At 63.3% G+C, this 26,338-nt stretch carries 24 protein-coding genes and 1 tRNA gene; 10 read left to right on the forward strand and 15 right to left on the reverse strand.

Annotated elements, in window-relative coordinates:
• Positions 1-2: 2 nt before the first annotated feature.
• The 3 genes from AC0L20_RS26265 to proB all read right to left on the reverse strand — a co-directional run bounded on the left by AC0L20_RS26265 (position 3) and on the right by proB (position 3,311).
• Positions 3-647 (reverse strand): nicotinate-nucleotide adenylyltransferase, encoded by a 645-nt coding sequence (locus tag AC0L20_RS26265; RefSeq protein WP_473293633.1) that lies wholly within the window; start codon positions 645-647, stop codon positions 3-5.
• Between the two features lie 20 nt (positions 648-667).
• The gene (locus AC0L20_RS26270; RefSeq protein ID WP_473293634.1) at positions 668-1,963 is read right to left on the reverse strand and encodes a glutamate-5-semialdehyde dehydrogenase; all 1,296 of its coding nucleotides are present in this window, start codon (positions 1,961-1,963) and stop codon (positions 668-670) included.
• 226 nt (positions 1,964-2,189) lie between these two features.
• Positions 2,190-3,311 (reverse strand): glutamate 5-kinase, encoded by a 1,122-nt coding sequence (proB, locus tag AC0L20_RS26275; protein WP_247284906.1) that lies wholly within the window; start codon positions 3,309-3,311, stop codon positions 2,190-2,192.
• 166 nt (positions 3,312-3,477) lie between these two features.
• Between proB and AC0L20_RS26280 the strand changes: the two genes are divergently transcribed.
• A complete protein-coding gene (locus tag AC0L20_RS26280; RefSeq protein WP_473293635.1) occupies positions 3,478-4,443 on the forward strand; it encodes a Bug family tripartite tricarboxylate transporter substrate binding protein in 966 nt (321 codons plus the stop codon).
• Positions 4,444-4,590: 147 nt separating this feature from the next.
• On the opposite strand, the gene AC0L20_RS26285 is transcribed toward AC0L20_RS26280, so the two are convergent.
• The 3 genes from AC0L20_RS26285 to AC0L20_RS26295 all read right to left on the reverse strand — a co-directional run bounded on the left by AC0L20_RS26285 (position 4,591) and on the right by AC0L20_RS26295 (position 8,074).
• A complete protein-coding gene (locus AC0L20_RS26285; protein ID WP_473293636.1) occupies positions 4,591-6,225 on the reverse strand; it encodes an alkaline phosphatase family protein in 1,635 nt (544 codons plus the stop codon).
• Between the two features lie 228 nt (positions 6,226-6,453).
• A complete protein-coding gene (gene obgE, locus AC0L20_RS26290) occupies positions 6,454-7,494 on the reverse strand; it encodes a GTPase ObgE (protein WP_027566428.1) in 1,041 nt (346 codons plus the stop codon).
• Between the two features lie 100 nt (positions 7,495-7,594).
• Positions 7,595-8,074: a MaoC family dehydratase gene (locus AC0L20_RS26295; protein WP_473293637.1), complete on the reverse strand. Its 480-nt coding sequence runs from the start codon at positions 8,072-8,074 to the stop codon at positions 7,595-7,597.
• 273 nt (positions 8,075-8,347) lie between these two features.
• Between AC0L20_RS26295 and AC0L20_RS26300 the strand changes: the two genes are divergently transcribed.
• Positions 8,348-9,262 carry a DMT family transporter gene (locus AC0L20_RS26300; protein WP_473293638.1) on the forward strand — a complete coding sequence of 305 codons (915 nt, stop codon included), beginning with the start codon at positions 8,348-8,350 and terminating at the stop codon, positions 9,260-9,262.
• A gap of 158 nt (positions 9,263-9,420) precedes the next feature.
• Here the strand turns inward: AC0L20_RS26300 and AC0L20_RS26305 are convergent, their stop codons facing one another.
• From AC0L20_RS26305 to rplU, 3 genes are all read right to left on the reverse strand, one after another.
• Positions 9,421-10,014: a GNAT family N-acetyltransferase gene (locus tag AC0L20_RS26305; protein WP_473293639.1), complete on the reverse strand. Its 594-nt coding sequence runs from the start codon at positions 10,012-10,014 to the stop codon at positions 9,421-9,423.
• Between the two features lie 156 nt (positions 10,015-10,170).
• Positions 10,171-10,440, reverse strand: a complete 270-nt coding sequence (rpmA, locus tag AC0L20_RS26310; RefSeq protein ID WP_007598923.1) for a 50S ribosomal protein L27 — start codon at positions 10,438-10,440, stop codon at positions 10,171-10,173.
• 97 nt (positions 10,441-10,537) lie between these two features.
• Positions 10,538-10,930, reverse strand: coding sequence for a 50S ribosomal protein L21 (gene rplU, locus AC0L20_RS26315; RefSeq protein ID WP_473293640.1), 393 nt, complete (start codon positions 10,928-10,930; stop codon positions 10,538-10,540).
• Positions 10,931-11,263: 333 nt separating this feature from the next.
• Between rplU and AC0L20_RS26320 the strand changes: the two genes are divergently transcribed.
• The 5 genes from AC0L20_RS26320 (at position 11,264) to AC0L20_RS26340 (ending at position 17,181) form a co-directional block, all read left to right on the forward strand.
• Positions 11,264-12,409: an ROK family protein gene (locus AC0L20_RS26320; protein WP_473293641.1), complete on the forward strand. Its 1,146-nt coding sequence runs from the start codon at positions 11,264-11,266 to the stop codon at positions 12,407-12,409.
• Between the two features lie 506 nt (positions 12,410-12,915).
• Positions 12,916-13,005, forward strand: a tRNA-Ser gene (locus AC0L20_RS26325).
• 255 nt (positions 13,006-13,260) lie between these two features.
• Complete coding sequence (locus AC0L20_RS26330) at positions 13,261-13,446, forward strand: hypothetical protein (RefSeq protein ID WP_473293642.1); 186 nt, start codon at positions 13,261-13,263, stop codon at positions 13,444-13,446.
• 111 nt (positions 13,447-13,557) lie between these two features.
• A complete protein-coding gene (locus AC0L20_RS26335) occupies positions 13,558-15,855 on the forward strand; it encodes a hypothetical protein (protein ID WP_473293643.1) in 2,298 nt (765 codons plus the stop codon).
• A 441-nt stretch (positions 15,856-16,296) separates the two neighbouring features.
• Positions 16,297-17,181 carry a DMT family transporter gene (locus AC0L20_RS26340; RefSeq protein WP_473293644.1) on the forward strand — a complete coding sequence of 295 codons (885 nt, stop codon included), beginning with the start codon at positions 16,297-16,299 and terminating at the stop codon, positions 17,179-17,181.
• A 17-nt stretch (positions 17,182-17,198) separates the two neighbouring features.
• Here AC0L20_RS26340 and AC0L20_RS26345 read toward each other — a convergent pair whose 3' ends face one another.
• Positions 17,199-18,134: a LysR family transcriptional regulator gene (locus AC0L20_RS26345; RefSeq protein WP_473293645.1), complete on the reverse strand. Its 936-nt coding sequence runs from the start codon at positions 18,132-18,134 to the stop codon at positions 17,199-17,201.
• 93 nt (positions 18,135-18,227) lie between these two features.
• Here AC0L20_RS26345 and AC0L20_RS26350 point away from each other — a divergent pair, with 93 nt between their 5' ends.
• Positions 18,228-19,082, forward strand: coding sequence for an NAD(P)H-dependent oxidoreductase (locus tag AC0L20_RS26350; protein ID WP_473293646.1), 855 nt, complete (start codon positions 18,228-18,230; stop codon positions 19,080-19,082).
• A gap of 20 nt (positions 19,083-19,102) precedes the next feature.
• Here the strand turns inward: AC0L20_RS26350 and AC0L20_RS26355 are convergent, their stop codons facing one another.
• Together AC0L20_RS26355 and AC0L20_RS26360 are read right to left on the reverse strand one after the other, a co-directional pair.
• Positions 19,103-20,311, reverse strand: a complete 1,209-nt coding sequence (locus AC0L20_RS26355; protein ID WP_473293647.1) for an EAL domain-containing protein — start codon at positions 20,309-20,311, stop codon at positions 19,103-19,105.
• 544 nt (positions 20,312-20,855) lie between these two features.
• Positions 20,856-22,019, reverse strand: coding sequence for a hypothetical protein (locus AC0L20_RS26360; protein ID WP_473293648.1), 1,164 nt, complete (start codon positions 22,017-22,019; stop codon positions 20,856-20,858).
• A gap of 340 nt (positions 22,020-22,359) precedes the next feature.
• Here AC0L20_RS26360 and AC0L20_RS26365 point away from each other — a divergent pair, with 340 nt between their 5' ends.
• Entirely contained in the window at positions 22,360-22,983 is a 624-nt protein-coding gene (locus tag AC0L20_RS26365) for a helix-turn-helix transcriptional regulator (protein WP_473293649.1), read from the forward strand.
• Between the two features lie 86 nt (positions 22,984-23,069).
• On the opposite strand, the gene AC0L20_RS26370 is transcribed toward AC0L20_RS26365, so the two are convergent.
• From AC0L20_RS26370 to AC0L20_RS26380, 3 genes are all read right to left on the reverse strand, one after another.
• Positions 23,070-23,318 (reverse strand): hypothetical protein, encoded by a 249-nt coding sequence (locus tag AC0L20_RS26370; RefSeq protein WP_027566442.1) that lies wholly within the window; start codon positions 23,316-23,318, stop codon positions 23,070-23,072.
• A 123-nt stretch (positions 23,319-23,441) separates the two neighbouring features.
• On the reverse strand, positions 23,442-23,819 hold the full coding sequence (locus AC0L20_RS26375) for an Hpt domain-containing protein (RefSeq protein WP_473293650.1): 378 nt from the start codon (positions 23,817-23,819) through the stop codon (positions 23,442-23,444).
• 158 nt (positions 23,820-23,977) lie between these two features.
• The gene (locus AC0L20_RS26380; RefSeq protein WP_473293651.1) at positions 23,978-24,676 is read right to left on the reverse strand and encodes a Crp/Fnr family transcriptional regulator; all 699 of its coding nucleotides are present in this window, start codon (positions 24,674-24,676) and stop codon (positions 23,978-23,980) included.
• 738 nt (positions 24,677-25,414) lie between these two features.
• On the opposite strand from AC0L20_RS26380, the gene AC0L20_RS26385 reads away from it, so the two are divergent.
• Positions 25,415-25,837: a response regulator gene (locus tag AC0L20_RS26385; protein ID WP_197031107.1), complete on the forward strand. Its 423-nt coding sequence runs from the start codon at positions 25,415-25,417 to the stop codon at positions 25,835-25,837.
• Positions 25,838-26,338: the final 501 nt, after the last annotated feature.

Here is a 26,338-nt window from a genome sequence, read left to right on the forward strand (position 1 = left end):
ACTCACTTCGTACCTTTCCAGCTTCCGTCCGGGTTCCGTAAGCCCGTCGAGGAGAGATTCAGCTTCATGCCGGTCAGGAATACCCAGGCCGGGGCGGCCCGATCCGCAAGCAATGGCGCCTCATTCTCCGGCAGCCGGTAGCGCCTGAGCGCCTGGGCGGCGGGAGAGGCGAGGGCGCGAAAACTCTGTGGCGGGCGGTCGATGACCGCGATCGGCACCTGATCGGCGATGCGCCGCCAGTGCTGCCAACGATGGAATTGAGCGAGGTTGTCGGCGCCCATGATCCAGACAAAGCGCAAGCCCGAGAGGCGGCGGCGCAAGGTGTTGATCGTATCGATGGTATAGCGCGTGCGAATGACGGATTCGAGACAGCTCACCTCGATCCTGGGATCGTCGGCCATTTCGCGCGCCGCCTGCATGCGCTCGCCGAGCTCGTGCAGCGCGCCGTTCTCCTTCAGCGGATTGCCTGGCGTCACCAGCCACCACACCCGATCGAGCTGCAGGCGTTTCAGCGCGAACTGGCTGATCGCGCGATGGGCCTGGTGCGGCGGATTGAACGAGCCGCCGAGCAGGCCGATGCGCATGCCCGAAGTGTGGGTCGGTATGGCCTGCGCGAAGAAACGTGGCGCGACGAAATTGTTGCTCAATGCCCCGCGCCCTGCGTCGTCTACGGCCGCGTCTGCCCGGTGCCGTGAACGCGATATTTGAAGCTCGTCAGCTGCTCGGCGCCAACCGGGCCGCGGGCATGGAATCTGCCGGTGGCGATGCCGATCTCGGCACCGAAGCCGAATTCGCCGCCGTCGGCGAACTGCGTCGAGGCGTTGTGCAGCACGATCGCGGAATCGACCTCGCTCAGGAATTTTTTCGCAACGGTCTCGTCCGCGCTCACGATCGCATCGGTATGATGCGAGCCGTGGTTCTGGATATGCGCGATCGCGCCGTCGACGCCGTCCACCACCTTCGCTGCGATGATCGCGTCGAGATATTCAGTATCCCAATCGTCCGCGCTCGCGGGCTTGACGCGCGCATCGGTCTTTTGCACGGCCTCGTCGCCACGCACTTCGCAGCCGGCCTCGATCAGCATCTCGACCAGCGGCTTGAGGTTTTTGCCGGCAGCGGCGCGATCGACCAGCAGCGTCTCGGCGGCGCCGCAGACACCGGTGCGGCGCATCTTGGCGTTGAGCACGATCGATTTCGCCATGGCGAGCTCGGCGCTGCCGTCGATATAGACGTGATTGACGCCTTCGAGATGCGCGAACACCGGCACGCGCGCTTCCTGCTCGACGCGCGCGACGAGGCTCTTGCCTCCGCGCGGTACGATCACGTCGACGGCGCCGTTCAATCCCGACAGCATCTGGCCTACCGCCGCGCGGTCGCGCGTCGGCACCAGCGTGATCGCGGCCTCGGGGAGGCCCGTTTCGCGCAGGCCCTGCACCAGGCATTGATGGATCGCGCGGCAGGAGCGGAAACTGTCGGAGCCGCCGCGCAGGATCACGGCATTGCCCGACTTCAGGCACAGCACGCCGGCATCCGCCGCAACGTTCGGCCGGCTCTCGAAGATCACGCCGACGACGCCGAGCGGCACGCGCACGCGCTCGATGGTCATGCCGTTCGGCCGTTGCCAGCTCTCGGTGACGATGCCGACCGGATCGGCAATGCCGCGCACGATGCCGATGCCCTCGGCCATGCCCTCGACCCGCGCCGGCGTCAGCGTCAGGCGGTCGATGAAGGACGAGGTGGCGTTGCCTGAGGCGCGGGCCTCGGTGACGTCCTCGGCATTGGCCGCAAGGATCGTGGCCGCGTTGTTGCGGATCGCCCGCTCCATGGCCTCGAGCGCCCGGTTCTTCTGCTCCGGCGGCGCCAGCGCCAGCACGCGCGCGGCAGCGCGGGCACGGGTACCGAGATCGGTCATCAGCGCCTGAAGATCGGCATTGCCGTCGACGGCTTTGAGGGGGGCGGCCATGGGAGTTTCAACCTTCTGCTAAGGCAGTGTCCTAGCACGGAAATCCCGCTTTTGCGAAGGGCGGGGCGGGTATGGCTGGTCTCCCGGTGTTGTGCCACCTCGGCCACTGGCCCAGCTCCGACGTCATGGCCAAGCTTGTCCCGGCCATCCACGCCTTGCCGCCAGCAAGAAAGAACGTGGATGCCCGGGACAAGCCGGGCATGACGGTTTGGGTGCCTGCCGAGCGTTACCCGCCCATCACCAGATCATCGCGGTGGATCATCTCGGACCTCCCGCTGATGCCGAGGATGGCCATCACATCCGGGGAGGAGCGGCCCTTGATCCGCTCGGCATCGTCGGCGTCATAGGCGATCAGGCCGCGGCCGACCTCGCTGGTGTCGGGGCCGCGCACGATCACGGCGTCGCCGCGGGCGAACTGGCCCTCGACCTTGACCACTCCGGCCGGCAGCAGGCTGGCGCCGGCGCGCAGCGCCGCGACCGCGCCGGCGTCGATGGTCAGCGTGCCCTTCGGCTCCAGCGAGCCTGCGATCCAGCGCTTTCGCGAGGTGATGGGATTGGCAGGCGTCAGGAACCAGGTGCAGCGGCCGCCATCGGCGACCGCCTGAAGCGGATGCTCGATCTTGCCCGAGGCGATCAGCATATGCGTGCCGCCGGTGGTCGCGATTTTTGCGGCTTCGACCTTGGTGCGCATGCCGCCGCGGGACAGCTCGGACTCGGCGTCGCCTGCAACGGCCTCGATCTCCGAGGAGATGCTGTCGACGACCGGAATGAGCTTGGCGTTCGGGTTGTTCTTCGGCGGGGCGTCGTAGAGCCCGTCGATGTCGGACAGCAGCACCAGCAGGTCCGCGCTCGCCATGGTGGCGACGCGCGCGGCGAGGCGGTCATTGTCGCCGTAGCGGATCTCGTTGGTGGCGACCGTGTCGTTCTCGTTGATCACGGGGATCGCGCGCCACTCCAGCAGCTTGCCGATGGTGGAGCGTGCGTTGAGATAGCGGCGGCGCTCCTCGGTGTCCTGCAGCGTCACCAGGATCTGGCCGGCGCCGATTCCGTGGGCGCCAAGCACCTCCGACCAAATGCGGGCGAGCGCGATCTGACCGACGGCAGCGGCCGCCTGGCTCTCCTCCAGCTTCAGCGGGCCGCGCGGCAGTTTCAGGCGGCTGCGGCCGAGCGCGATCGAGCCTGAGGAGACGACGAGCACGTCACGTCCCTCGCGATGCAACTTGGCCATGTCGTCGGCGAGCGCGGCAAGCCAGGACGCCCGCACCTCGCCCTTGTCGGAATCGACCAGCAACGCGGAGCCGACCTTGACGACGATGCGGCGGAATTGACTGAGTTCGGGACTGGCCATGTGTGTATGTGGTGCGTGTATGTGCTGGAGAGCGGCGCCGGTAAGGCCCGCTTTTGCAGCAGGACGATGGCCGGCGCAAGGCGGCAGGCCCGGTAAACGGCGCTTGTCCGGAGCGCCCGTCTGGCTCTAACTGTCGCCAACCATAATAGGCTCAAAGAGGAAACCAATGGATCGCCGCAACTTCATCGCCGGATGCCTCGGGTTGCCGTTGCTGGTGCAGGCGGCCGAGGCGCAAGCTCAGGCCGGGCTGACAAAAATGATCTTCCCGTTCGCGGCGGGAGCGGGCGGCGACACGCTGTGCCGGCTGATCGCGCAGGAGATGGCGCCGGCGCTGCAGCGGACAATGGTGGTCGAGAACCGCACCGGCGGTGACGGCCTGATCGGCATCAAGGCGGTGAAGGGGGGCAGCCCGGACGGCAGCATGGTGCTGGTGACCACCGGGCCCACGATGTACCTGCTGCCGATGGTGGAGACGACCCCGAGCTTCGATACCGCAAAGGATTTCGTCCCGGTCTCGCTGCTGGCGCGGTTTGAGTTCGCCGTCGTGATCAGTCCGACGATCGATGCCGCGGATTTCAAGGGATTTGTCGCCTGGCTGAAGGCGCATCCGGACAAGGCGTCGTTCGGCGTGCCAAGCAACGGCACCATCCCGCATTTCATGGGCTCCAAGCTCGAGAAGGACCTCGGCATTGCCATGACGCGCGTGCCGTATCGGGGCAGCGCGCCCATCCTCAACGACATCATCGGCGGTCATGTCTCGTTCGGCATCGTCACGTTGGCCGATGCGCTGCCGCAGCATCGTGCCAAGGGCGTGAAGATCATTGCGGTCGCGAGCGCCGAACGTTCACCGTTCGCTCCGGAAGTCCCGACGCTGAAGGAGAGCGGCATCGATCTCGTTGCCGACGCCTGGTACGGCATGTGGCTTCCCGCCGGCAGCTCGCCGGAATTCGCAAGCAAGCTGGGCGCGGCCGCAAGCGCCGCGCTCGCCAAGCCCGAGGTGAAGGAGAAGCTCACCGCGATCGGGCTGATCCCGGTCGGCAGCAGCGCGGAAGGTCTGACCAAGGAGCTCGCCGCGAACACCGCGTTCTGGCAGCCGATCGTGAAGGCGACGGGATACAAGATCGAGAATTGAGTCTCTCCTCCGTCATTGCGAGGAGCTCTTGCGACGAAGCAATCCAGAATCTCCCCGCGAAAAAATCTGGATTGCTTCGCTGCGCTCGCAATGACGGCGTGGATGAATGTTCGATTTTATCGCTGTTGCAGACTTGCGGAGAGCAACTCACAGCTTCGCGCGCTGCGCGATGCCGTCCTTGATCGACGCCAGCTCCGCTTCATCCCAGATGCCGATCAGGATGCCGCCCTTCACCTGGAGCTGGTTGTCGGCGTAGGCGGCGATCTTCTCGCGCGAGGTCGTGATGTGGTCGTTGGGATGCAGCGCCCAGTCGAACAATTCGGCCTGCAGTCGCGCGATGATGCCGGCGCACTCAGGGTCGTCGCCGCGATCCAGAAACTCTTCCGGATCGCTTTCGAGGTCATACAGCATCGGGCGGAAGCCTGAGGCGTGGATGTATTTCCAGCGGCCGTCGAACACCATGAACAGGCGGCAGCGCTCGATCGGCTGGTTCAGCTTCAGCCGCACGTCCTGCATGACATAGTCGTATTCGGAGAACGCCACCTTGCGCCAATCCGGCGGGCTCTCGCCGCGCAGCAGCGGCAGCAGCGAGCGTCCCTCGAGGATGTGGCCCGGCACCTTGCCGCCGAAATAATCCACGAAGGTCGGTGCGAGATCGATGGCTTCGACCAGTGCATCGCTGCGCGTGCCGCGCGTGGCGTCGGCTTCCTTGGAGGGATCGATGATAATTAGGGGGATCTTTGCCGACTGTTCGTGGAACAGGTCCTTCTCGCCCATCCAGTGATCGCCGAGATAGTCGCCGTGATCGGAGGTGAACACGATCATGGTGGTGTCCAGCAGATCGCGCTCCTCCAGAAATTTCATCAGCACGCCCATCTGGTCGTCGATCTGGGTGATCAGGCCCATATAGGTCGGGATCACCTTCTCGCGGGCATCGTCGCGCGCCATGTTGCGGGAGTAGCGCATGTCCATATAGGCGCCGAACACCGGATGCGGATTCTGCCGCTCGCGCTCGGAGCGGATCACCGGGATCATGTCTGATGTCGAATACATGCTGGCGTAAGGCTCTGGCGCGATGTAGGGCCAGTGCGGCTTGATGTAGGACAGATGCAGGCACCATGGCCTGCCGTCGGTCTCCGCTTCGCGGATGAAGTCCATCGCGCGCCGCGTCATGTAGGGTGTCTCGGAATGCTCGTCCGGCACGCGCGCGGCCTTGTCGGCATGCACGAGCAGCCAGCCGTTCTGGAGCGAGCCGTCCTCGGCCGCGCCGGAATTTGCCCAATGCTCCCAGGGATTGGGCGCATCGAAACCCTGCTGGCGCAGATATTCGTCGTACTTCGGACGCGGTCGCCCAGTCGGATGCAGGCCGTCGTCGCGCTCATAGGGCTCGAACCCGCATTCGGCGACGTGCACGCCGATCATCGATTCCGGCGGGATGCCGAGCGCCTTCATGCCTTCGAGATCGGGCGCCATGTGGGTCTTGCCCACCAGCACGTTGCGCACGCCGAGCTTCTTGAGGTGGTCGCCGAGGGTGGGCTCGCCGACGCGCAAGGGCCAGCCGTTCCAGTGCGAGCCGTGCGAGCGCATGTAGCGCCCGGTGTAGAACGACATCCGCGAGGGACCGCAGATCGGCGACTGCACATAGGCCTTGCTGAACAGCACGCCGCGCTTCGCCATGGCGTCGATGTTCGGTGTCTTAAGCCGGGGATGGCCGGTGCAGCCGAGATAGTCGTAGCGAAGCTGGTCGCACATGATCCAGAGAACGTTCTTCGCGCGCGCCATCAATCATCCCTGCCGTGTCTTGATTGGCCGATGCTGCGACATCGCGGTCGCGATGACAAGTATCAGCGATGCACGCGTCTGCGGCCGTACATTCCAGTGTCGTCCCGGCGAAGGCCGGGACCCATACCGCGTGATTTATCGATCGTGGTCGGCGGGAGTACCGAGCCACGAGTCTCCGCCAAAACTCTGCCTGTGGCTATGGGTCCCGGCCTTCGCCGGGACGACGAATCAGACCGACCACGGCTCCGCTTCGGCCGCGCTCTTCGCTTTCGCAGACACCGGGCTCTCGCCGATCACATCCGCCAGGGCGCGCAGCGCTTCCTGCACGCCGTCGCCGGTGACGGCGGAGAGCAGCAGCGGCGTCTTCTTGGCGGCGCGCTTCAGCCGCTCCTTCTGCTTCTTCAACTCGTCCGGCTCGACCGCGTCGATCTTGTTCAGCGCGACGATCTCGATCTTGTCGGTGAGCTGCCCGGCATAGGCGTCCAGCTCGGTTCGCACGGTCTTGTAGGCCTTGCCGGCGTGCTCGCAGGTCGCATCGATGAGATGCAGCAGCACGCGGCAACGCTCGACATGGGCGAGGAAGCGGTCGCCGAGACCGACGCCTTCATGCGCGCCCTCGATCAGGCCGGGGATGTCGGCCAGCACGAATTCGCGCCCGTCGGCATTCACGACGCCGAGCTGCGGATGCAGCGTGGTGAAGGGATAGTCGGCGATCTTCGGCTTGGCCGCGCTGACCTTGGCGAGGAAGGTCGATTTGCCGGCATTGGGCAGGCCGACGAGGCCGGCATCCGCGATCAGCTTCAGCCGCAGCCAGATCCAGCGCTCCTCGCCGGGCTGGCCGGGATTGGCATTGCGCGGCGCGCGGTTGGTCGAGGTCTTGAAATGGGCGTTGCCGAAGCCGCCATTGCCGCCTTCGGCCAGCACGAATTTTTCGCCGACCGTGGTGAAATCGTGGATCATGGTCTCGCGATCTTCGTCGAAGATCTGCGTGCCCAGGGGGACCTTCAGCACGATCGACTTGCCGTTGGCGCCGTGGCGGTCGGAGCCCGAGCCGTTCTCGCCCTTCTGGGCCTTGAAGTGCTGCTGGTAGCGATAGTCGATCAGCGTGTTCAGCCCGTCGGCGACCTCGATGATGACATTGCCGCCGCGGCCGCCATTGCCGCCGGAGGGACCGCCGAATTCGATGAATTTTTCGCGGCGGAACGCCACGCAGCCGTTTCCGCCGTCGCCGGAGCGGATATAGACCTTTGCTTCGTCAAGGAATTTCATGGGCCATAGGTAGGCCAGCCGGTCCCGCGCGGCAACCCGGATAGACCCGCAAATCGGCCGAATTCCGCGATTTTGGGGCGTGCTTAACCCCGGGACGACGTTAGTTGGGCCGGCGCCGGATCAGGAATTTCTGCGTGCCCTCCAGCACCAGCTCCTTGCGCTGGTTGAACACGGTGCTTTTGAGCGTCACCGTGCCGGTCGAGCGTCCCGGCACCAGCTCGATGACCTCGAGCGCGGGATAGATTGTGTCGTCGGCGAACACTGGTTTGAGGAACCGGCTGGATTGCTCGAGGAAGCCGACCAGGGAGTCCTCGACCATGAACGGAAACAGGCCCGCGCCGGGTGCGGTGTGGATCAGCGTCTGGAAACCGTGGGCGAGCAGATGCGGCATGCCCCGGCTGCGGCAATACTCCACATCGTAATGCACCGGATGCGTGTCGCCGCTCGCGGTCTGGAACGCCGCGAACACCGCCGTCGTCTGCGTGCGGCTCGGCAGCACGAAGCGCTCGCCGACCACGAAATCCTCAAACCAGCGTTGCGCGGGGATCATGCGATGCCGGGCCGGGTCGAAGTCGGTCATGGCTAAGCCCTTTCCTGGCTCTTTTGTTCGGGTGGCGCCTATCGCTACCGCGACGCGAAGAGTGCGGCAATCCGTTCAATTCGTCTGGCGTGGGCTTGTCGCGGGCGCTCACGTCATTAAAACGACCGCAAGCGACTCTGGTCGCCGTTCCGACGCTCTCTCCGCTCGTCATTGCGAGCGAAGCGAAGCAATCCAGACTGTCTCCGCGGCAACAGTCTGGATTGCTTCGTCGCAAGAGCTCCTCGCAATGACGAGTTTCCACGAACGACAGCAATGCCCCTCTTCAAGAATCTCTCGGCCTATGACGAACGCTCGGCGCGGCTGGCCGGGATTGCGCTCATGGTGCTGTCGATCTTCATGTTCTCGTTCGGCGATGCCATGGGCAAGTTCCTGGTCGGGACTTATTCGGTGGGGCAGCTGCTGTTCCTGCGCGCCTGCGCGGCGCTGCTGCTGCTGTCGCCGCTGGTCTGGCGGCAGCGTCATGAATTCCTGCAGCTGGAGCGGCCGTGGCTGCAGCTGTTTCGGGTCGTGCTATCGACGCTGGAAGTGGCGGCCTTCTTCCTTGCGACGGTCTATCTGCCGCTCGCCGACGTCATCACCTACTATCTCGCGGGGCCCATTTTCGTCACCGCGATGTCGGCGATCTTTCTCGGCGAGAAGGTCGGCTGGCGGCGCTGGACGGCGATCCTGATCGGCTTCTGCGGCGTCCTGATCGCGCTGCGGCCGTCGGCACAGACCGTGAGCCTGCCGGCGCTGATCGCGCTTGGCGGCAGTCTTTCCTTCGCAACGCTGATGCTGATCACCCGCAGCCTGCGCAAGACGCCCGACATCGTGATGGCGTCGTCGCAATTCGTCGGCACGTTCTTGCTGGGTGCGGTGCTGTCAGCGTTCCACTGGGTGCCGCCGACACCGGGCAGCCTCGTGATCTTCGCGCTGGCGGGATGCGTCTCGGTCACGGCGCTGTTCTGCGTCAACCGCTCGCTCAAGCTCGCGCCGGCCAGCGTCGTCGTGCCCTATCAATATTCGATGATCGTCTGGGCGGTGATCTTCGGCTTCGTCGTGTTCGGCGACGTGCCCGAAATCGCCACCATCGTCGGCGCCGCCATCATCATCGGCGCCGGGTTCTATATTTACTTGCGTGAGCGCGATCTCGGGCGTGGGGACGCGGATGTGAATCCGCCGGCGTAGTCACAATCACGGTGTCGTCCCGGCGGAGGCCGGGACCCATAACCCCGACTGTTGCTGATGCTAAGACTCTCACTCCGAGTCTTCGCCCACCTACTCCCTGTGGTTATGGGTCCCGGCCTGCGCCGGGACGACGGCGGAGAACGTAGCGCCGCCTCCGCCTACCTCACCCGCCGCGCACTGCTCCAGCTCTTCAGCGACGCCCACACGCCGCGTGACAGACGGAAGCAGTCGACCGGCGTCGACGAGCCCAGCGCCAGGAAGCGATGCAGCTGGACGCCGCTCCACTGGAAGCCGCACTTCTCCAGCACGTTGCGCGACGCCGGGTTGGTGACGCGCGCGCCCGCATAGAGATGATCGTCCTCGAACTCCTCGAAGAAGAAGTCGATCGCGCCGCGTGCGGCCTCGGTGGCAAAGCCGCGGCCCCAATGCTCGACGCCGAGCCAATAGCCGAGCTCGGCATTGCCGGGTGTCGAGCGGTCGATGCCGACCATGCCGATGGGCCCGCTGTCATGCTCGATCAGGAACACGGTCTCGCCGCCGGGCGCAGCGGTGGCGCGGATGAAGGCGACGGCGTCGTCCTGCGAATAGGGATGCGGGAGGCGCCTTGTGTTTTCGGCGACGCGGGGATCGTTGGCGAGGAGGGCGATGGTCCTGACGTCGGCGAGGGTCGGCCGCCGCAAGGTCAGCCGCTCGGTGGCGACGACGCTCGGTCTCGCCTCCCGCAAGGTCACGCTCGAAAAATCCTGCAACATGTCCGGCTCCGTCGAAGTCACTAAAGTGAAAAGTGAGCACGCAAACGAAAGGGGAGGCCGGTTTCCCGCCTCCCCTGGAGCCTTCGATCTCTTTTGATCTCAAGGACTCCGCCGGTTCGGTCTGGGACCCGGCGGACTCCAAATTTGATCCACCGTCTATTCAGCCGCCTCTGCGAGCGGGAGCACCGAGATGAAGGTGCGGCCGTTGGCTTTGGCCTGGAACGTTACGCGGCCCTCGACCTTGGCGAACAAGGTGTGGTCCGTGCCCATGCCGACATTAAGGCCGGGATGCCAGGTGGTGCCGCGCTGACGCGCAATGATGTTGCCGGGAATCACGACTTCCCCGCCGAACGCCTTGATACCGAGGCGCTTGCCCTTGGAATCGCGACCGTTGCGCGATGAACCGCCTGCTTTTTTGTGAGCCATGGCTCGTCTCCGAAATCCTGAGTATTTCTAGATCAATTCCTTGACGGAATCATTTCACAATTTCTCACGCATCACTTCGTGATGGCGCGTGATCAAATTATGCGGCGGCCTCTTCGGTCGTGGTCTCCGGCTTGGCGACCTTCTCCCGCTTCGGACGCGGCCCCTTGGTGGGCTTGGCGCCGTCCGTCAGGATCTCCGAGATGCGCAGCACGGTGATCTCGTCGCGATAGCCGCGCTTGCGGCGCGAGTTCTTGCGGCGGCGCTTCTTGAAAGCGATGACCTTGGGACCGCGCTTGTGGTCGAGCACCTCGACCGCGACGGAGGCGCCCGCGACCGCGGGCAGACCCAGGATCGGCGTGTCGCCGCCGACCAGGAGAACTTCATTGAGCTGCACGATCGAGCCGACTTCGCCTTCGATCTTGCCTACTTCCAGGACATCATCCGGAACGACGCGGTACTGCCGGCCGCCGGTTTTGATGACTGCGAACATCGTTGTTTTCCTTCGTGTTCATTCCCGGCCTCGCGACATATTGTCGGGGCCGGCTTTTTGTCAGTCGTTATGGGTTTATGCGAGTTTTGTGCGGGCGGGAGTTATCCCTTTGAAAACCCACGCAAAAACAAGCGGCGCGAGAAACGCCCCGCGCCGGTTGCGGGATTTATAGCCGCTGACAGCACGGAGTCAAGGAAAAGCCGGTGAAAACGCCCCGGATTTGAAGCATTTAGGCCCGATCCGGCCCGCAGGCGAATTTCGGCCCGCGCCGCAACCAACGGGTTCCCCCGCCGTTGTCCCGGCGAATTCAGTCACACGGGCAAGGGGCTTACCATGGCAACAGACGAGCTGGTCAAGACGACGACGGGCATCGCCCATCACGGCGCGGAGCGGCTGCCCTCGGTGGATATCGACAGCTTCAACATCGAGATGAAGGACGAGGACGGCTTCATCGGCGACCGCGCCAGCAAGGGCGCGTTCAGGGAGATCCTCGAGCGCTGGCGCAAGCCGCTGCGCAAGTCAGGCGAGGACCCGTTCGGCAAGGAGCCGTCGGACGAGATCAGCAAGAAGACGCTGGACGCCATCCTGGTCGGCGACGACACCGAGGCCTGGGCGGTGGTGCATAGCGCCATCGAGGACTTCGCCCAGGAGCTCGCTTACGTCACCCGCCGCTTCCTCAAGTCCAAGGCCTGGGCCAAGACCGAGCGCATCGTGGTCGGCGGCGGTTTCCGCGATTCCCGGCTCGGCGAGCTCGCGATCGCGCGCACCGAGATCATCCTCATGGCCGAGGATTTCAAGATCGACATGGTGCCGATCCGCCATCATCCCGATGAGGCCGGCCTGATCGGCGCGCTGCATCTGGCGCCGTCATGGATCTTCGAAGCCCATGACAGCATCCTCGCCGTCGATATCGGCGGCACCAACATCCGCTGCGGCCTGGTGGAGACCAGCTGGAAAAAGGCGAAAGACCTGTCGAAAGCCAAGGTCGTGAAGTCCGAGCTGTGGCGTCATGCCGACGACGAGCCGACGCGCGAAGGCGCGGTGAAGCGGCTCACCAAGATGCTGAAGGGGCTGATCACCGAGGCCGAGAAGGAAGGCTTCAAGCTGGCGCCGTTCATCGGCATTGCCTGTCCCGGCGTGATCAACGCGGACGGCTCGATCGAGAAAGGCGCGCAGAACCTGCCGGGCAATTGGGAGAGCAGCAAGTTCAACCTGCCGGCGAGCCTGCTCGAGGGCATCCCTTCCATCGGCGAGCACGACACCGCGATCCTGATGCACAATGACGGCGTGGTTCAGGGCCTCTCCGAGGTGCCGTTCATGCAGGATGTCGATCGCTGGGGCGTGCTCACCATCGGCACCGGTCTCGGCAATGCCCGCTTCACCAACCGCCGCAAGGACAACGGCAAAGACAAAGATAACGGCAAAGACGGGGATTCCACGGGCAACGGGAAGAAAAAAGCCAAGAGCGACAAGGAGTAACCTTGACTGGTTAGGTTAAGGACCGGATTGCGTTGCGGTGCACGGGCCGCACGCTACGGTCGGAACCGTCGCCTCACCTGGCCGGCGAAGCCGCCCTTCCCAGCCAGTATTTCAATGAGCGGCACGGGACCGCCAGTGTTTACCGCGTCTGGCGGTCCCACCCTTTTTTTCGAACATGCGATGAATCTCAGTGCCCGCCCCAACCGGTGGTGCGCTCCCTCCCCCGCGCTTGTCTCGCCGAAGCCCGCCTTCGGGCGAAGGCGGATGCCGGGAGGGCGGGGAGAGGGTGTCTCCGCATTGGGGGTCGCGAATCGGACTCCACCTCGCGCCCGACAAATACGCGTCAAACCGGCAATGGGCCGCCTTTCCCTCGCGTTCGTGCCGGGAAGGGGCGGCCGGGCCGAAACAGGCAGCGGATTTTCGCCCTCGCAAGCCTTGTCTGGCCCGCCATCCTCGCCTATTAACGCCCCAACCACAGGGGCCATGCTCCTTACTTGGCGCCTTCAGGAGAGGTGGCAGAGTGGTCGAATGCACCGCACTCGAAATGCGGCATAGGTGCAAGCCTATCGGGGGTTCGAATCCCTCCCTCTCCGCCAATGCAATCTCACTGTTATTGTTTAGCTATTCGTGGGAATGCCCGCGCCCGTTGAAAAACCCCCAACGCGGGCGCGAAGGCGACCTTCCTAAGTTTCGGGTGTGGTTCACTCTCCGCAAAAGACAACAATGTCGATGTCATCGACATATCCGGTGACGCTCGGGAAAAGCGGAAGAGCTCTGTAGCACGAATTGGAATCGCCGAACGCGCATGGCGACGGAAGAATCGCGGCCGGTATCCAATCTTCCGAAGATCGATGAGCGCGAAAGACCAGCGGCATGATCGATCGCGTTTCTTTCTCCATGCTGAAATGGACGATTACGCGCCAGACTGGGACCGTGACGCCCCGTTGTCGTACTCTCAATTCCACTTGAAATTGATCCTTGGTTTTGAAATCGCCTTCCAACTAGAGAAAAAGCTGGGTCAGGCCGATCAATCATGATTGCCGGCGCCTCCAAAGGCGGCCCAATATCATTGCCTGCCGACAGCTTCGTCCCCCATGAATGCAGCGGTTTTGCTCTTAGTTCTTCTCTGATCGTTCGGAATCCTTCTCATGGAAACCTGCAAGGTAAATATTTGCTATCGTCCAATGCGCATCGCATGGGTCGTTCATTCCGGAGACATTGAAGCCGTCCGTCGCGCTGTTCGGCTGAGTAATGCTTTTTGGGGCGGGAGGCATAATCCAATTGTATTTGGGGATCGGCCGGAAGAAGCTAGGCGTCTAATCGAAGTTTTCCGAGTTGATCACATCGTCGTCCTGGGCCAGCAGCCTCAGCTGCAGACCTTGAGAGATGAATTCTCCCACCTGATAAATCCATTCTTTGGAGACGAGCTGTTCATAGATCGCGAGCAGGGACAATCGCGATCATATCTTCTCGACGTTCAAAATGCGCTCGCCTACTGGAGCCAGCAGCCAGATTGGAAGTCAGTCACCGATCGTGGCTTTCTCCGAATAGTTTGGGACGAGGCCGATCCTCTCGCAGACGGGTGGCTCTTTCAGTTCGGTTCGTTCCCAACTCCTGACGAAGTAGATATTGATTACGCATCCATTATCCATCGAGCTACAATGGCGGTTGATTTCGCGATCGATGCAACCGCGCCCGTCTCGGACGCACTTTTCGCGCGAACTAGTGTAGCTCACTTAAATCGCTACGGTCTTTACCGGCACCATAGTGTGCGGGCTGGGCGGGAGCACCCCGGCTTCTATGCTGGGGATGTGTCGAACACCGAAGACCTTGTAGCGTTCTGGAACCTGCGCGCTGCCGATGTTCCCTTGCTGTTTGTCGATCTAGCCCACATTCATCGCTACGAGCGCATTCTTTCTGGCTACAAGGCTGACTTTCTAGCTCGGGTTGCTCATGAACCCGAACCGTTTCAACATTTGGCGGTTTGGGCCCGAAATCAGCAAATTTTTGATGCAGCGCGCGCAGCGTTGGGTGATGAGGTGCGAACGTTCTCCAAGGCCGTACCCGAGTTATGGAATGGACTAAACGTCGTTCCGCCAATGATGATACTGGGCGATGCATCCGCGCTGGGAGTAGTGAGCAAGAGTATTGACCGGCCGAGTGTCGCTTTTTCGCTAAACGAAAAACCGTTCAGCAGTGATCCATGGTTCTACACTCAACACCTAATTGCTTCTCTCAGCATCTACAGTGCCGTTGACGAGCAGCATATATTCACTCCTCCATATGTGCCCGAGCTAAACGAGATGGCTTCGCGGGCGATGTACTTTGACTTCCGTAAAATGCGAGTAGAACCCGATCGCGTGGCAGTCATCGTCGATGCGGCCGATAATGATCTCACGCTTCGCGCACTGCGCGTATCAGAACTCATAGAGAGCATCTTTAAGCTCGCTAACCTCAGCGCCAAGCCGAGCAATAGCGGTCTGATGACGCGACAACTTGTAGCCCGAATGGGCGGCTATGACGGTTGTCGTGCGTTCAAAATTCCCGGTGTGCGACGGCTCATAAAAACGTACGGGCCAAACGCGACATTCTCAAAAAGTGCAGCTCTGCAAGCGATTGGGAGAACTGACCATGCTACAGGTGCGAGGTTCTCTGATCATGAAAGGTTGTTCATTGAGCCTCGGCCTTCAGGTCCGCTCACCCAAATAATGGTATTAGAACATTTAGTTGCAAAAGGCCTATTTCGCATCGGCGTCGATTTGACTTGCCCGAGCTGCAATCTGCCGAGCTGGCATACCTTAGACAATCTCAAGCAACACAATACTTGCGAATTGTGCGGCAACTCTCACGATTTCTCTCGTCAATTAGTGAACGCGGATTTTTCCTACCGACGGACAGGTATCCTTGGAATTGAGAAGAATACACAGGGTGCGATACCTGTCGCACTATTGCTACAACAGTTGTCAGTTAACTTACGAGGTATCGCTGGGCGAATTTTGCTGGCGCCTTCATATGATCTTAAGCCCGTCAACGGCGCCGGCCTACCAGAGTGTGAGACCGATTTTGTCGGCATCTATGCGCAATCGTTTCCGGACGCGCCGATATTCATCGTCGGAGAATGTAAGGACGAAGGGGATCGTATCGATCAAGACGATATCAAGAACTTGCGGGCCGTTGCCGACGCAATCCCGAAGCGATTTGACACCTTTATCTTGTTGGCAAGACTCTCGCCTTTTTCTCAAGAGGAGATCGCCTTGGCGGCCGGTCTAAACGAGAGGTTCCGTAGGAGAGCCATCCTGATCTCAGCCAGAGAGCTTGAGCCATACAACATCTATGATCGGGTTAACGCCGAACTTGGCACCCAGTATCGTGGGATGCGTCCGCAGGACTTGGCGGATGCAACCGAGCACATTTACTTCTCACGTGTGCAGTCGGCCCTCACTTAGCGCAGGAAATTGCACTCCGGCGGCTCCGGGATGGCTGAAAAAATGAAGGTCACTTCATCGATCGTGTTGGCGGGCGGGGGCCCAAAATGGGAGCCGCGGCAGGGCGCCCGAGCACCTGTTGTTTACGGGAGTGACGACGGTTCTAAATATCTGGCTGATCTGAATCCAACGGCGGCGACATCCCGCCATGATATTATTCTGCTCCTGTGTTGCCCGACGAGTCAAACGGCGCGCGACGTTGTCCGAGACCGCCGACACCACGGTCGCTGCCGCATCCCGCAATTCCTCCCCGCGTAAGCCATTGATCTTGCAGCCCCCGGCTACTGTGCATGGGGTTGTTTTCGCGCTTTTTGTTGTTGGGCCCCGGAAGGCTTAAGAGTAATCGTCGCCACCCCGGCTGGCCTCTCCAGTTGGGATCACCACCCACAACACGAGACGGGCATGCAATCTTCCGGCAGCGGCAGCGGCAGCGGCAGCGGCAGCGGCTGGGGCAACGGGCTTCTCGGCGTCATCATCTTCAGCGGCTCGCTGCCGGCGACGCGCATGGCGGTCGGCGGGTTTTCCGCGCTGTTCCTGACCTCGGCGCGCGCGGTCATCGCGGCGCTGATCGGTGTGGCCGTGCTCGGCCTGCTCCGTCAGGCGCGGCCGCAGCGCAAGGATCTCGTCTCGCTCGTCATCGTCGCCATCGGCGTCGTGGTCGGTTTTCCCTTGCTGACGGCGCTCGCGCTCCAGCACATCACCTCGGCGCATTCGATCGTCTTCATCGGGCTCTTGCCGCTGTCGACTGCGATCTTCGGCGTGCTGCGCGGCGGCGAGCGGCCGCAGCCGATGTTCTGGCTGTTCGCTATTCTGGGCAGCGCCACGGTCGCCGGCTTTGCGCTGTCCAACGACGGCACCGCATCGCTCACCGGCGATCTGCTGATGGTCGCGGCGATCGTGCTGTGCGGGCTCGGCTATGCCGAAGGCGCCGCGCTGTCGCGCCGGCTCGGCGGCTGGCAGGTGATCTCCTGGGCGCTGCTGCTGTCGCTGCCGCTGATGGTGCCGGTCGCGATCTGGAGCTGGCCGTCGACGTGGAGCGGCGTCAGTGTGCCCGCCTGGATCGGGCTCGCCTATGTCTCGATCTTCAGCATGTTCGTCGGCTTCATCTTCTGGTATCGCGGCCTTGCGATCGGCGGCATCGCGCGCGTCGGCCAGTTGCAGCAGCTGCAGCCGTTCTTCGGCCTCGCGCTTGCAGGTCTGCTTCTGCACGAACCGGTTGCCTGGAGCATGGTCGTCGCGACCGCGCTGGTGGTCGCCTGCGTGTTCTTCGCGCGGCGGTTTGCCTGAGGCCGCAGTACGTGGCCTTACGTCTTGCCCGGCTGCGGCTTTTCAATCCCGGGCAGCCTCGCGATTTCCTTGGCGAGAAAGTCGATCAGCAGCCGTACCCGCGCGATGCTGGACCGCTCCGGTACGATCAGCATGTTGAGCGGAACGGAAGGCGGCGCGTAGTCCGGAAGCACGCGCTCGAGTCGGCCGGAGGCAAGAAGGTCGTCGACGAGCCAAAGATGGGCCGGCGCAATGCCACGACCGGCCGCGAGCGCCTCGCGTGCGGCAAGCCCGTGATCTACCCGCAGCCGCCCTGCGAACGGGACCACATGGCGGCCGCCGCGCCGCCCGTGCAGCACGAGCACGTCGCTGCCGGCGATGTTGGACATCCTGACACCCTCGTGGTCGGCGAGATCTTGCGGCCGCGTGGGCCTGCCGCGCGAAGCCAGATAGTCCGGTGCGGCCACGAGCACCCGCCGCGACTGACCCAGCAGCCTGAGCTTCATCGAGCTGTCGGTGAGCGGCCCCAGACGCAGCGCAATATCGACACCTTCCCGCACAAGGTCGATCCGCTCGTCGGTCAGGCTGAGATCCACCGCCACATCCGGATAGCGGTCCTGGAACGCGAACACCAAACGACTGATATGGAGCACGCCGAAGGCCGCGGTGCAGGAGACGCGCACCGTTCCGGCAGGCGCGCCGCGCGTGCTGCGCGCCTCGTCGCCCGCCAGTTCGACCAGGCGCAGGATCTGCACGCAGTCGGCGTAGTAGCGGCGCCCCTCCTCCGTCATCGTCACGCTACGTGTAGTCCGCGTGAGCAGCGGCACGCCGACGGCCTGCTCCAGTTCCCGAAGATGCCGCGTCACTGTCGACTGGCCGAGACCAAGCTCGCGTGCGACCGCGGACAGGCTTCCGCGCTCGGCAACCCGCACGAAGCTGCGCATGCGTTCGAGCGTGACGTCCGATCTATCCATATTTCGGCAGGATCCTATCCATTGGCGACAACTACCGAATTGCAGCCGTGCACGCTACCTGATGGCTCGAAATCATCAACCAAGGAGCTGATCATGAAAGTGTTGGTCGTCTTCGCTCATCCCGAACCGCGTTCCCTCAATGGCTCGCTCCGCGACGTCGCTGTCAGAGAACTCGAGGCTGAGGGACACGAGGTGCGGGTGTCGGACCTTTACGCCCAGGGCTGGACATCCGAGGTCGGCCGCGCCGACTTTCCGCTGCTGCCGCCGGACGCGCGGCTGGCGCCGGCCGCCGCCTCCAAGCAGGCGTTCGAGTCGGGCACACTCACCGCGGACGTCAAGGCCGAGATCGAGAAGCTGCTGTGGGCGGACGTCCTGATCCTGCAATTCCCGCTGTGGTGGTTCAGCATGCCGGCCATCCTCAAGGGCTGGGTCGACCGCGTGTTCGCCTACGGCTTCGCGTATGGCGTCGGCGAGCACAGCGACAAGCGGTGGGGCGACCGTTACGGCGAAGGCAGACTAGCGGGCAAACGCGCGATGCTGATCGTGACGGCCGGCGGCTGGCAGGAGCATTATTCGGCGCGCGGGATCAACGGGCCGATCGACGACCTGCTGTTCCCGATCAATCACGGCATCCTCTATTATCCGGGATATGACGTGCTTCCGCCGTTCGTTGTGTACAAGGCCGACAAACTGGACGAAGCCGGCTTCCAGGCAGCCGCCGAACGTTTGCGCGAGAGGATGAAAACGCTTGCGACGACATCGCCGATTCCTTACCGGCGCCAGAATGGCGGCGATTACCTGATTCCGAGCATGCAGCTCCGCGCGGGACTTGAGCATTCCGGTGCGACCGGCTTCGCGCTTCACGTCGAACAGGTCGAGGCACGCAGCCCGAACGGAGAAGCGAACTCCATGCGCGCGGCGACGGATGGTTGCGCGGCAACGGCGTAATCCGCCGCCCGCGCAGGACATCACCCCATCACCGTCCGCGTCAGGGTGCTCCGCGCAAACTTCTTCAGCGGCATCGGCTTGCCGAACAGAAAACCCTGCACGAGGTCGAAGCCGAGCTCGTTGGCTGCGACCAGGTCGGCGCGGCTCTCGACGCCCTCGGCGACGGCGCGCACGCCGTAGCCATGCGAAAGCTCGACGATGTGACGGCACACGGTGCGCTTGAGACGATCAGTGCCGCTGCCGGTGACGAAGTGCCGGTCGGCCTTCAGCTTGATGAAGGGAATTTTGCCCAAGTCCATCAGCGACGGCCAGTTGGCGCCGAGATTGTCGACCGACAGGCCGATATTGTGCAGGCGCAGTTCGCGGGCGACCTCGACCAGGAGATCGAGGTCGCGGATCGCCTCCTCGCTGTCGATCTCGATCGTCAGCCCGCCGAACGCCGGATGCGTCGGCATGCGGCGGCAGAGATCGCGCACGGCCTGCGGCTCCTTCAGATATGACGCCGGCAAGTTGATCGCGAGATCGACCGGGCTCTGCTGCTCCAGCAGATAGTGCCAGTCCTGCATGGCGCGCTCGATCACGAATTCGGAGAGGTCGCGCAGATTCGGGTCGTGCTCTTCGGGGATGAAATAGGCCGGCGGCACCACGCCCCAAGTCGGATGCCGCATCCGCACCAGCGCCTCTGCGCTATTGCGGATCAGCGTGCGCGCGTCGATCTTGGGCTGGTACCAGAGCTCGAGCCAGCCGGCGTGCAAGGCCTCGCCGACATGCACGGCCGGGCTCGGCGCCGGCTCCTCCGGCAACAGCATCGCGACGCGGTCGCGCAGCGTCTCCGCGGCAAAGGGCGTGGTCAGCGGCGGCAGCATCTTGAGGCCGTATTCCTCGCCGACCTGCTGCACGGCCCTGACGATGATCGACTCGCGGGCGCCCACGGTCAGAACCCTGCCGTCGAAGGCCTCGCGCACCAGCGTCTCCAGAAATTTTCCGGGCTCGATGCCGTCGGCAGCGATGCCGAGCAGGATCAGGTCGGGCAATCCGCTCGTCAGCACGCTCTGCAGCTCCTCGGCGCTGGCGCATTCGGTGGTGACGAAGCCGAGATCCTCCAGCACTTCCGCGAGAAACGCGCGCAGATGGCGCTTGCCGTCGGCCACGCAGGCGCGCGGCTTCATCTTTCGCCGTCCGAAGGTCTTCGGCCTTCGTTCGGCGAGTTCTACAATTTCGTCGTTCATCGCAAGCACTCCCGTTCCGTGCCGGTGTGTTAGCGACGTGAGCAGTTTCAAATATGGAAGGCTTCAGTCGATTGTCGAATTATCTGGGTAACGTTAAAGCACCCATCATGTCTAAAATTGTCTGGGTCTCGTTCGAGAAGTTTTTACGCCTGCCCGCCCATCGGGCGCAGGGTTGCGACAATCACGGGAGATTTCGCGACGTGCAGTAAGGCTGCATGCGCGCGCGCTGTCCTGCTATTGGACCAAGCCGCGCGCGCCTCGCCCAATTGAATAATGGAGCGCCTCAATTGCGCGCCATGCGCGCATTTTCCCGGCTCGCTCGTGACGGTTCTGCGACAATGCGTCGGTGCGCGCTGGCGCCAATGTGAAGCACATCACAAGCGGATTGCTGCACGTGCGCTATTGCTCTGGGCAGCCGGTGGTGGGCTGTCGAGGATCGCAGCAATGACGTCGCGGCGAATAATGTATTGGTGGTTCAGGTTCGTGCTGTCAGGGCGATTTCTCGATCGCTTCCTGTGCCTGCCGCGCGCGCATTAGCGCGGGATCAGGTTTGGCCGATCAGCTTGCGCAACGCGGCCGCGCCGTCCTCGATCACATCGCGTCCCTTCCAGGCCAGATAGGACAGCTTTCCACCGAGCGTGTCGTGGCTGCGCAGCCGGCGCGAGCCGAGAATGTGGCCGACATTGGAGGGGAAGCGGCTCACCTCGGCGGACACCAGCGTCGCGATCGCGTCCATCAATTGCTGGAGCCGAATGCCCCATTCGCACTGCTCGATGCCGTCGATCCGCACCTTGAGCGCATATTCGGTGTCGTAGATCTCGGCGAGCAGGTCGCGCGCGATCAGCACCCGGTTGTGCCGGAGCGCGATGCGCAAGGCGAGGCGCCTGTCGTCGAGCTGGTCGAGCACCATGTGAACGACGCAGGCATAGGGCGTGGCGGCGACATCGGCGGCGCTCTTGCTCGCTGCGGCCTTGGTGGCAAGGCGCACCAATTGCCAGAACGTCCTCAGCCGCTTGGCCACCAGCGTGAGCGCGAACGGCAGCGCCTCGGGATGGGCCTTCTTGAAGGCGTCCAATCGTGCGGTGATCTGATCGACCGTGCCGTCGTCGAATTTCGCGATCTTCTCGGGCAGCTTTTCGCTGAACTTCGGCAGCGCGGCGCCGGCGCGCAGCACATGCTGCATCTTCTTCACGTCGTCGAAGGCGGTGCGCGATGCCGTATATTGCGCGAGCTTGCCGCGCGCGAACTCGGTGCTCTCCGCCGATGCGAGGGTGCTCTCGAGAACCTTGACGACCTTGATCTGGAAGGTCGATGCGATCTTTTGCACTTCCTTCTGGTTGTTGGCGGCGACCTGGTCGCTGATCGCCTTGATGTAGTCGCGCGCCATGGTCGGCAGCAGGTCGCGGCAGATCCACTCCCAGATCGGGGTGAGGGTGTTGCGCGAGATCCGCCCCATATTGGCATGCTCGGGCGCGCCGTCGATCAGAAGCAGCTCGAGCGGCGCAAAGAAATGGCGCGATGGACTGGTGGCGCGCGCCTGGCTCGATCCGTCCTTGCGAAATTCGGCGCGCAGCCGCGATTGGAGGTCGGATGAGCCCGGCATGTCGATGCCGCACAGCTCAAGCCGTTCGAGCTCGCTGAGCAGGCAGCTGCGCGACAGCGGCGTCAGCTTCTGCAGGAAGTTCGATAGCTGGTCGATGTCGTTCATGGCACGCAATCTTCCGCAACGATTCCAGCAGGCCGACCGGCCCCATGCATGGAGGCATTTGCGCGCTCTCAATTGCGACATAGAGAAGCAAGCCGCCGTTAATATATCCGTAAAATCCGGGTCCGCAGGTAATCGGCGCCGATCGGATCGTTAAGAAGGCTTCGGGTCGTCCGCCCATCATTTGGGCAGATTCGGCAACCTGAGAATGTCGAGGGGCGCCTTTACTCAAGCATAAAGTGTGCCTGCGCCGGCGTTTCGGCACAAAACTGCCAAATTCACCGTAGTCTTACGGAGCAAAAAGTTAACTACAGATCGCGTCGGGTTCCGCTAAACGAGTGACATGGGGTCACAGAATGATACGGCCACTGATTCGCGGCCGTCGGGATGGTACGAAAGCAACGCCGCTCCAATTGAAGAGCTCGATGTCGTCCGCCTGAACGCCGCCCGCGCCAAGGCCGCCGACGAAATGGCCGCCGCCATCGCTCGCGAGCTCAACGGTCCCCTCACGGCGCTCCTGCTCTACATGGGCGAGATCAAGCATCACAGCGATCAGCTCGCGCCGGTGACGGGCGACCGTGCCTATTTGCAGCGGGTCGTGGAGAATGCGCTGGTGCAGACCGAGCGGGTTTGTGGCCTCGTCAAACAGCTTGCCGGTTCTCCCACGGGTGGCCTGCCGAACGCGTCCAGGGCCGAGGACGCCGAATCGAAGCTCGCGCGCGCACCACAGCCGCAGCGCCTGCCGAGCTCCGAAATGCTCGGCCTGTCAGGCCAGAAGCGGCTGACCAAGCGCGAGCGCGAGGTGCTGAGGCTGATCAGCGAGGGATATTCGAACAAGCAGGGTGCGCTTCGGATGCAGATCAGCCCGCGCACCTTCGAGAGCCATCGCGCCGAGGCGATGCGGAAGCTCGGCGCGCGCAACACGGCGGACCTCGTCCGTGCGGCGCTGCTGCATTCGATCGATTGAAGGCTCTTGCCTCGGCGGACCGCTCGCCAGCGGTGAGGGCGACGCGTGAGAGATTTCTCGAGAACGACCCGCGGCTCCGATCGCGCTCAGAAATAATCTTCGGCGAAGGGACGCGTGCGCGACGAGGGCCGCAGCGGCTTGAGCTCTTCCTTCGGCGCGTTGGGAATGATCGTGATGGTCCAGCGGGGCGGCATGCTCGATTCCTGCTCCAGCACCGAGCGCACGAAGCCGGTCACCGTCTCCTCGCCAGCGGCCACCGTCGCCATCCGGCCGTTGAACTGTGCGATGCGGAAGCGACGAACTTCTTTCTGGTCCGCGGTCTCGTAGGTGAACATGGAAACCCTCCTGGTTTCCGGCGACTATCGCTGCCTATGATTAGCCATCTGTGAAAATCCCAAGCCGTAGAAGTACGGCGGGCATGCACGCGTGAGTGGTTACGGCGTTTTCGAGCGAGCGCGTCAGCGCTCCGGCTCCTGCGCGCGCCCGGCGGCATAGGCCGCATCCATCAGGTCCAGGAGGTCGTGAAATCCGGCGTCGCCGAGCCTCTCCGCGGTCTTCTCCAGCCGCAGCGCCAGCGCCGCGAGCCGGACATAGCCGAACGTCCCGGCCGCGCTCTTCAGCGAATGCGCTTCGCGCGCGATCCTGCCGTGATGCTGCGCGAGCGCGAGCGTGCGGAGCAATTGCAGGCGCGCGCAGGTGTCGCTCCAGAACACGTCGCGCACTTCGCAAGCGCCGTCCTCGCCGATCTCGCGCACCAGCGCCTGATACGCGCCCGGCTCGCGCGCGGGCTCGGCATCAAGCGCTGTCTGCGCCGGCGCGACGGTGACTTCGAACATGGTTTGGCCTGCCTTGATCACGGTTCGTTTGCCGCCGGCTCGTACAGGCGCGCGCGGCACGTTGCGTGTCTACGGCATCCGGATTTCAGTTCCGGTAGCAGGACAATCCGTGTTTGCGGGCCGGAATTAGCGGGCGGTTTACCACGCCGCAGCACCAGTCAGCGCGGGCCGAGCAGCCGGTCATACTGCGCCTTCACGGTGGCGTAGCATTCGCACGCCGTCTGGCGCAGGCCGTCCAGGTTGAGGATCTGGATGTGTCCGCGGCTGTAGTGAATGAAATTCGCCTGCTGCAAGGTATTGGCGACCAGCGACACGCTGTTCCGCCGAGCGCCGATCATCTGCGCCATCGCCTCCTGGGTCAGCAGCAGCCGGTAGTCGCCGGAGAGGTCATGGGTGTGCAGCAGGCAGCGCGACAGCCGCGCCTCCACCGGATGGGCGGCGTTGCACCCGGCGGTCTGCTGCACCTGCGCGTAGACCGCCAGCCCGTGACGCGTAAGCAATGTCCGCAGGGTGCCGCTCTGGTCGGCCGCGACGCGCAGCCGGTCGAGGTCCATCATCGAGGCGGAGCCGGGAACCAGCACGATGGCCGTGTTCAGTGCGCAGGCATCGCCCATGGTCGAGAGCGTTCCGAGCAGGCTGTCGCGGCCGATCATGGCGACTTGCACGTGCTCGCCCCTGGCGAGCTCCACCACCAGCGAGATGACGCCACGATGGGGAAAGTAGGCGCGCTTGAGCGTTTCGCCGGTCTCGACCAGCACCGCCTCATGCGGCAGGTCGCCCGTACGCAGGTGCGGACGGATCAATTCGTAATCGTCTGCCGACAGCGCGGACAGGAAACCGTTGGAGGAACGCGCCATCGTTTCCAAAGTAGCCTCCCGTCTTCCGGACCAGCGGGCCGCAGCACGCGAAACTGCTTGCCGCCCGGCCAAGTTCCATCATGTTCTCGCCGGGATATATTGGCAATTGAGACAAGATGTCCGATCGGCGATCGCCGCAGCGACGCCGCCCTTCCCAAGACAGATTCCCTGACCATTTCCCCGGTACCGATCCGGGAACCCAGCAGATCCAGATTGTCGGCTGGCGCATCGGTTTGGAGGATGGTCGCGGTCATGGTTGGATCCGGTGCATTTTCGAAGTGATCTGCGCCGCGCCCGCTTCGTCATTCAGTTGCGCGGCAACAAAGTGTATTATAATGGTTGTGTCGCTCCGCGTATACCCGTTGGGGGGCAGACGGCCGGTGCATTTGCGGCGGAAATGAGAATGGCACGCTGATTCGCCCATAAGCCTGCGCGGCAACCTGCAAGGGTTGCGCAGGTAAAAGCGGCAAGGGGGCCTTCATGAGGCGGAAGCATTGCATCCGCACTGCCATCGGACGCCGGTCGATCCGTGCACCCCCGTTGGTCGGACGAGTGGCTGCCGTCCTCAAACATTGCTTCGAACCTTGGCGCCGCGTGGCCGCAGATTCGCGTCCATCGTCTTCCCCGATCCGCCAAGCACGTTCTCAACAGTCCATTTCTCGAGCAAAGGAGCACGGCGTGCGCCACGGTTCAATTATTGAATCGCCAAATCGGGAAGCTCAAACGGGGACAGAAGGTCTGCGCCACATTCTCGTCGTCGACGACGACCCGATGGTCTGCATGGCCATCGAGGTCTATCTCCAGCGCAACGATTTTCGGGTGACGATCGCCGAAGGAGGAGAAGCCGGACTTCGCGCGCTCGAACACGAGCAGTTCGATCTGATGATCATCGATATCTTCATGCCGCACATGCGCGGGTTCGAATCGGTCAGGATCTTTCACGAGCGGGCGCCGGCCGTTCCGCTGATTGCGATGTCGGGCTACGCGTTCGCAAATCTGAATTCGCCAGCTCCCGATTTCCTGCGGATGGCGCTGGAGCTCGGTGCGGCGCGGTGTCTGCGCAAGCCGTTCACGCCGCACGCGCTGCTCGCCGCCATCACCGATTGCCTGGCGGAGCACCGTCCCCACGGCGACCTCGCCTCGGCCGCGCGCCTGGGTTAGCGCCGACACCGGTCGCGGTGGACGCCGGTAACGGTTCGTTTACCGCAAATGCGGGTCTTGCGTATCCCGGCAAAGCACCAGGCGAAAGTGGCGGCACCGCCCCGGATTTGCAGGCGGCTCGATCCAATTCCGCGAAGACCGCGCATATCGTCCTTCACGAGCACGGCTTTCCCGCGCGCCTGGTCCCGCTGTTATCGGCACGTTCACCTCACGCGTCTCGCCGTTGCGGCGTGGTGCCGGTTTTGCCGAAAAGCGCTGTCGTATGCGGTCGAACGGCAAACTTGTCTTCAATATCCGTATTAGCACGGAGGATGAAATTAACGGGACCGTGAAAGGGGATGTCTAACGATCCAAGGCGGGGACTTCCGTTCATGCCAAGCGCGGCTCGGGCGTCGAGTCCAGATCCAGGTCAGTAAGGCGTAGCTCATGGATGATCTGTTGCGGGAGTTTTTGACGGAAACCAGCGAGAGCCTGGACACCGTGGACAATCAGCTGGTGAAG

The sequence above is a fragment of the Bradyrhizobium sp. Kon58 genome (genome assembly GCF_055807455.1).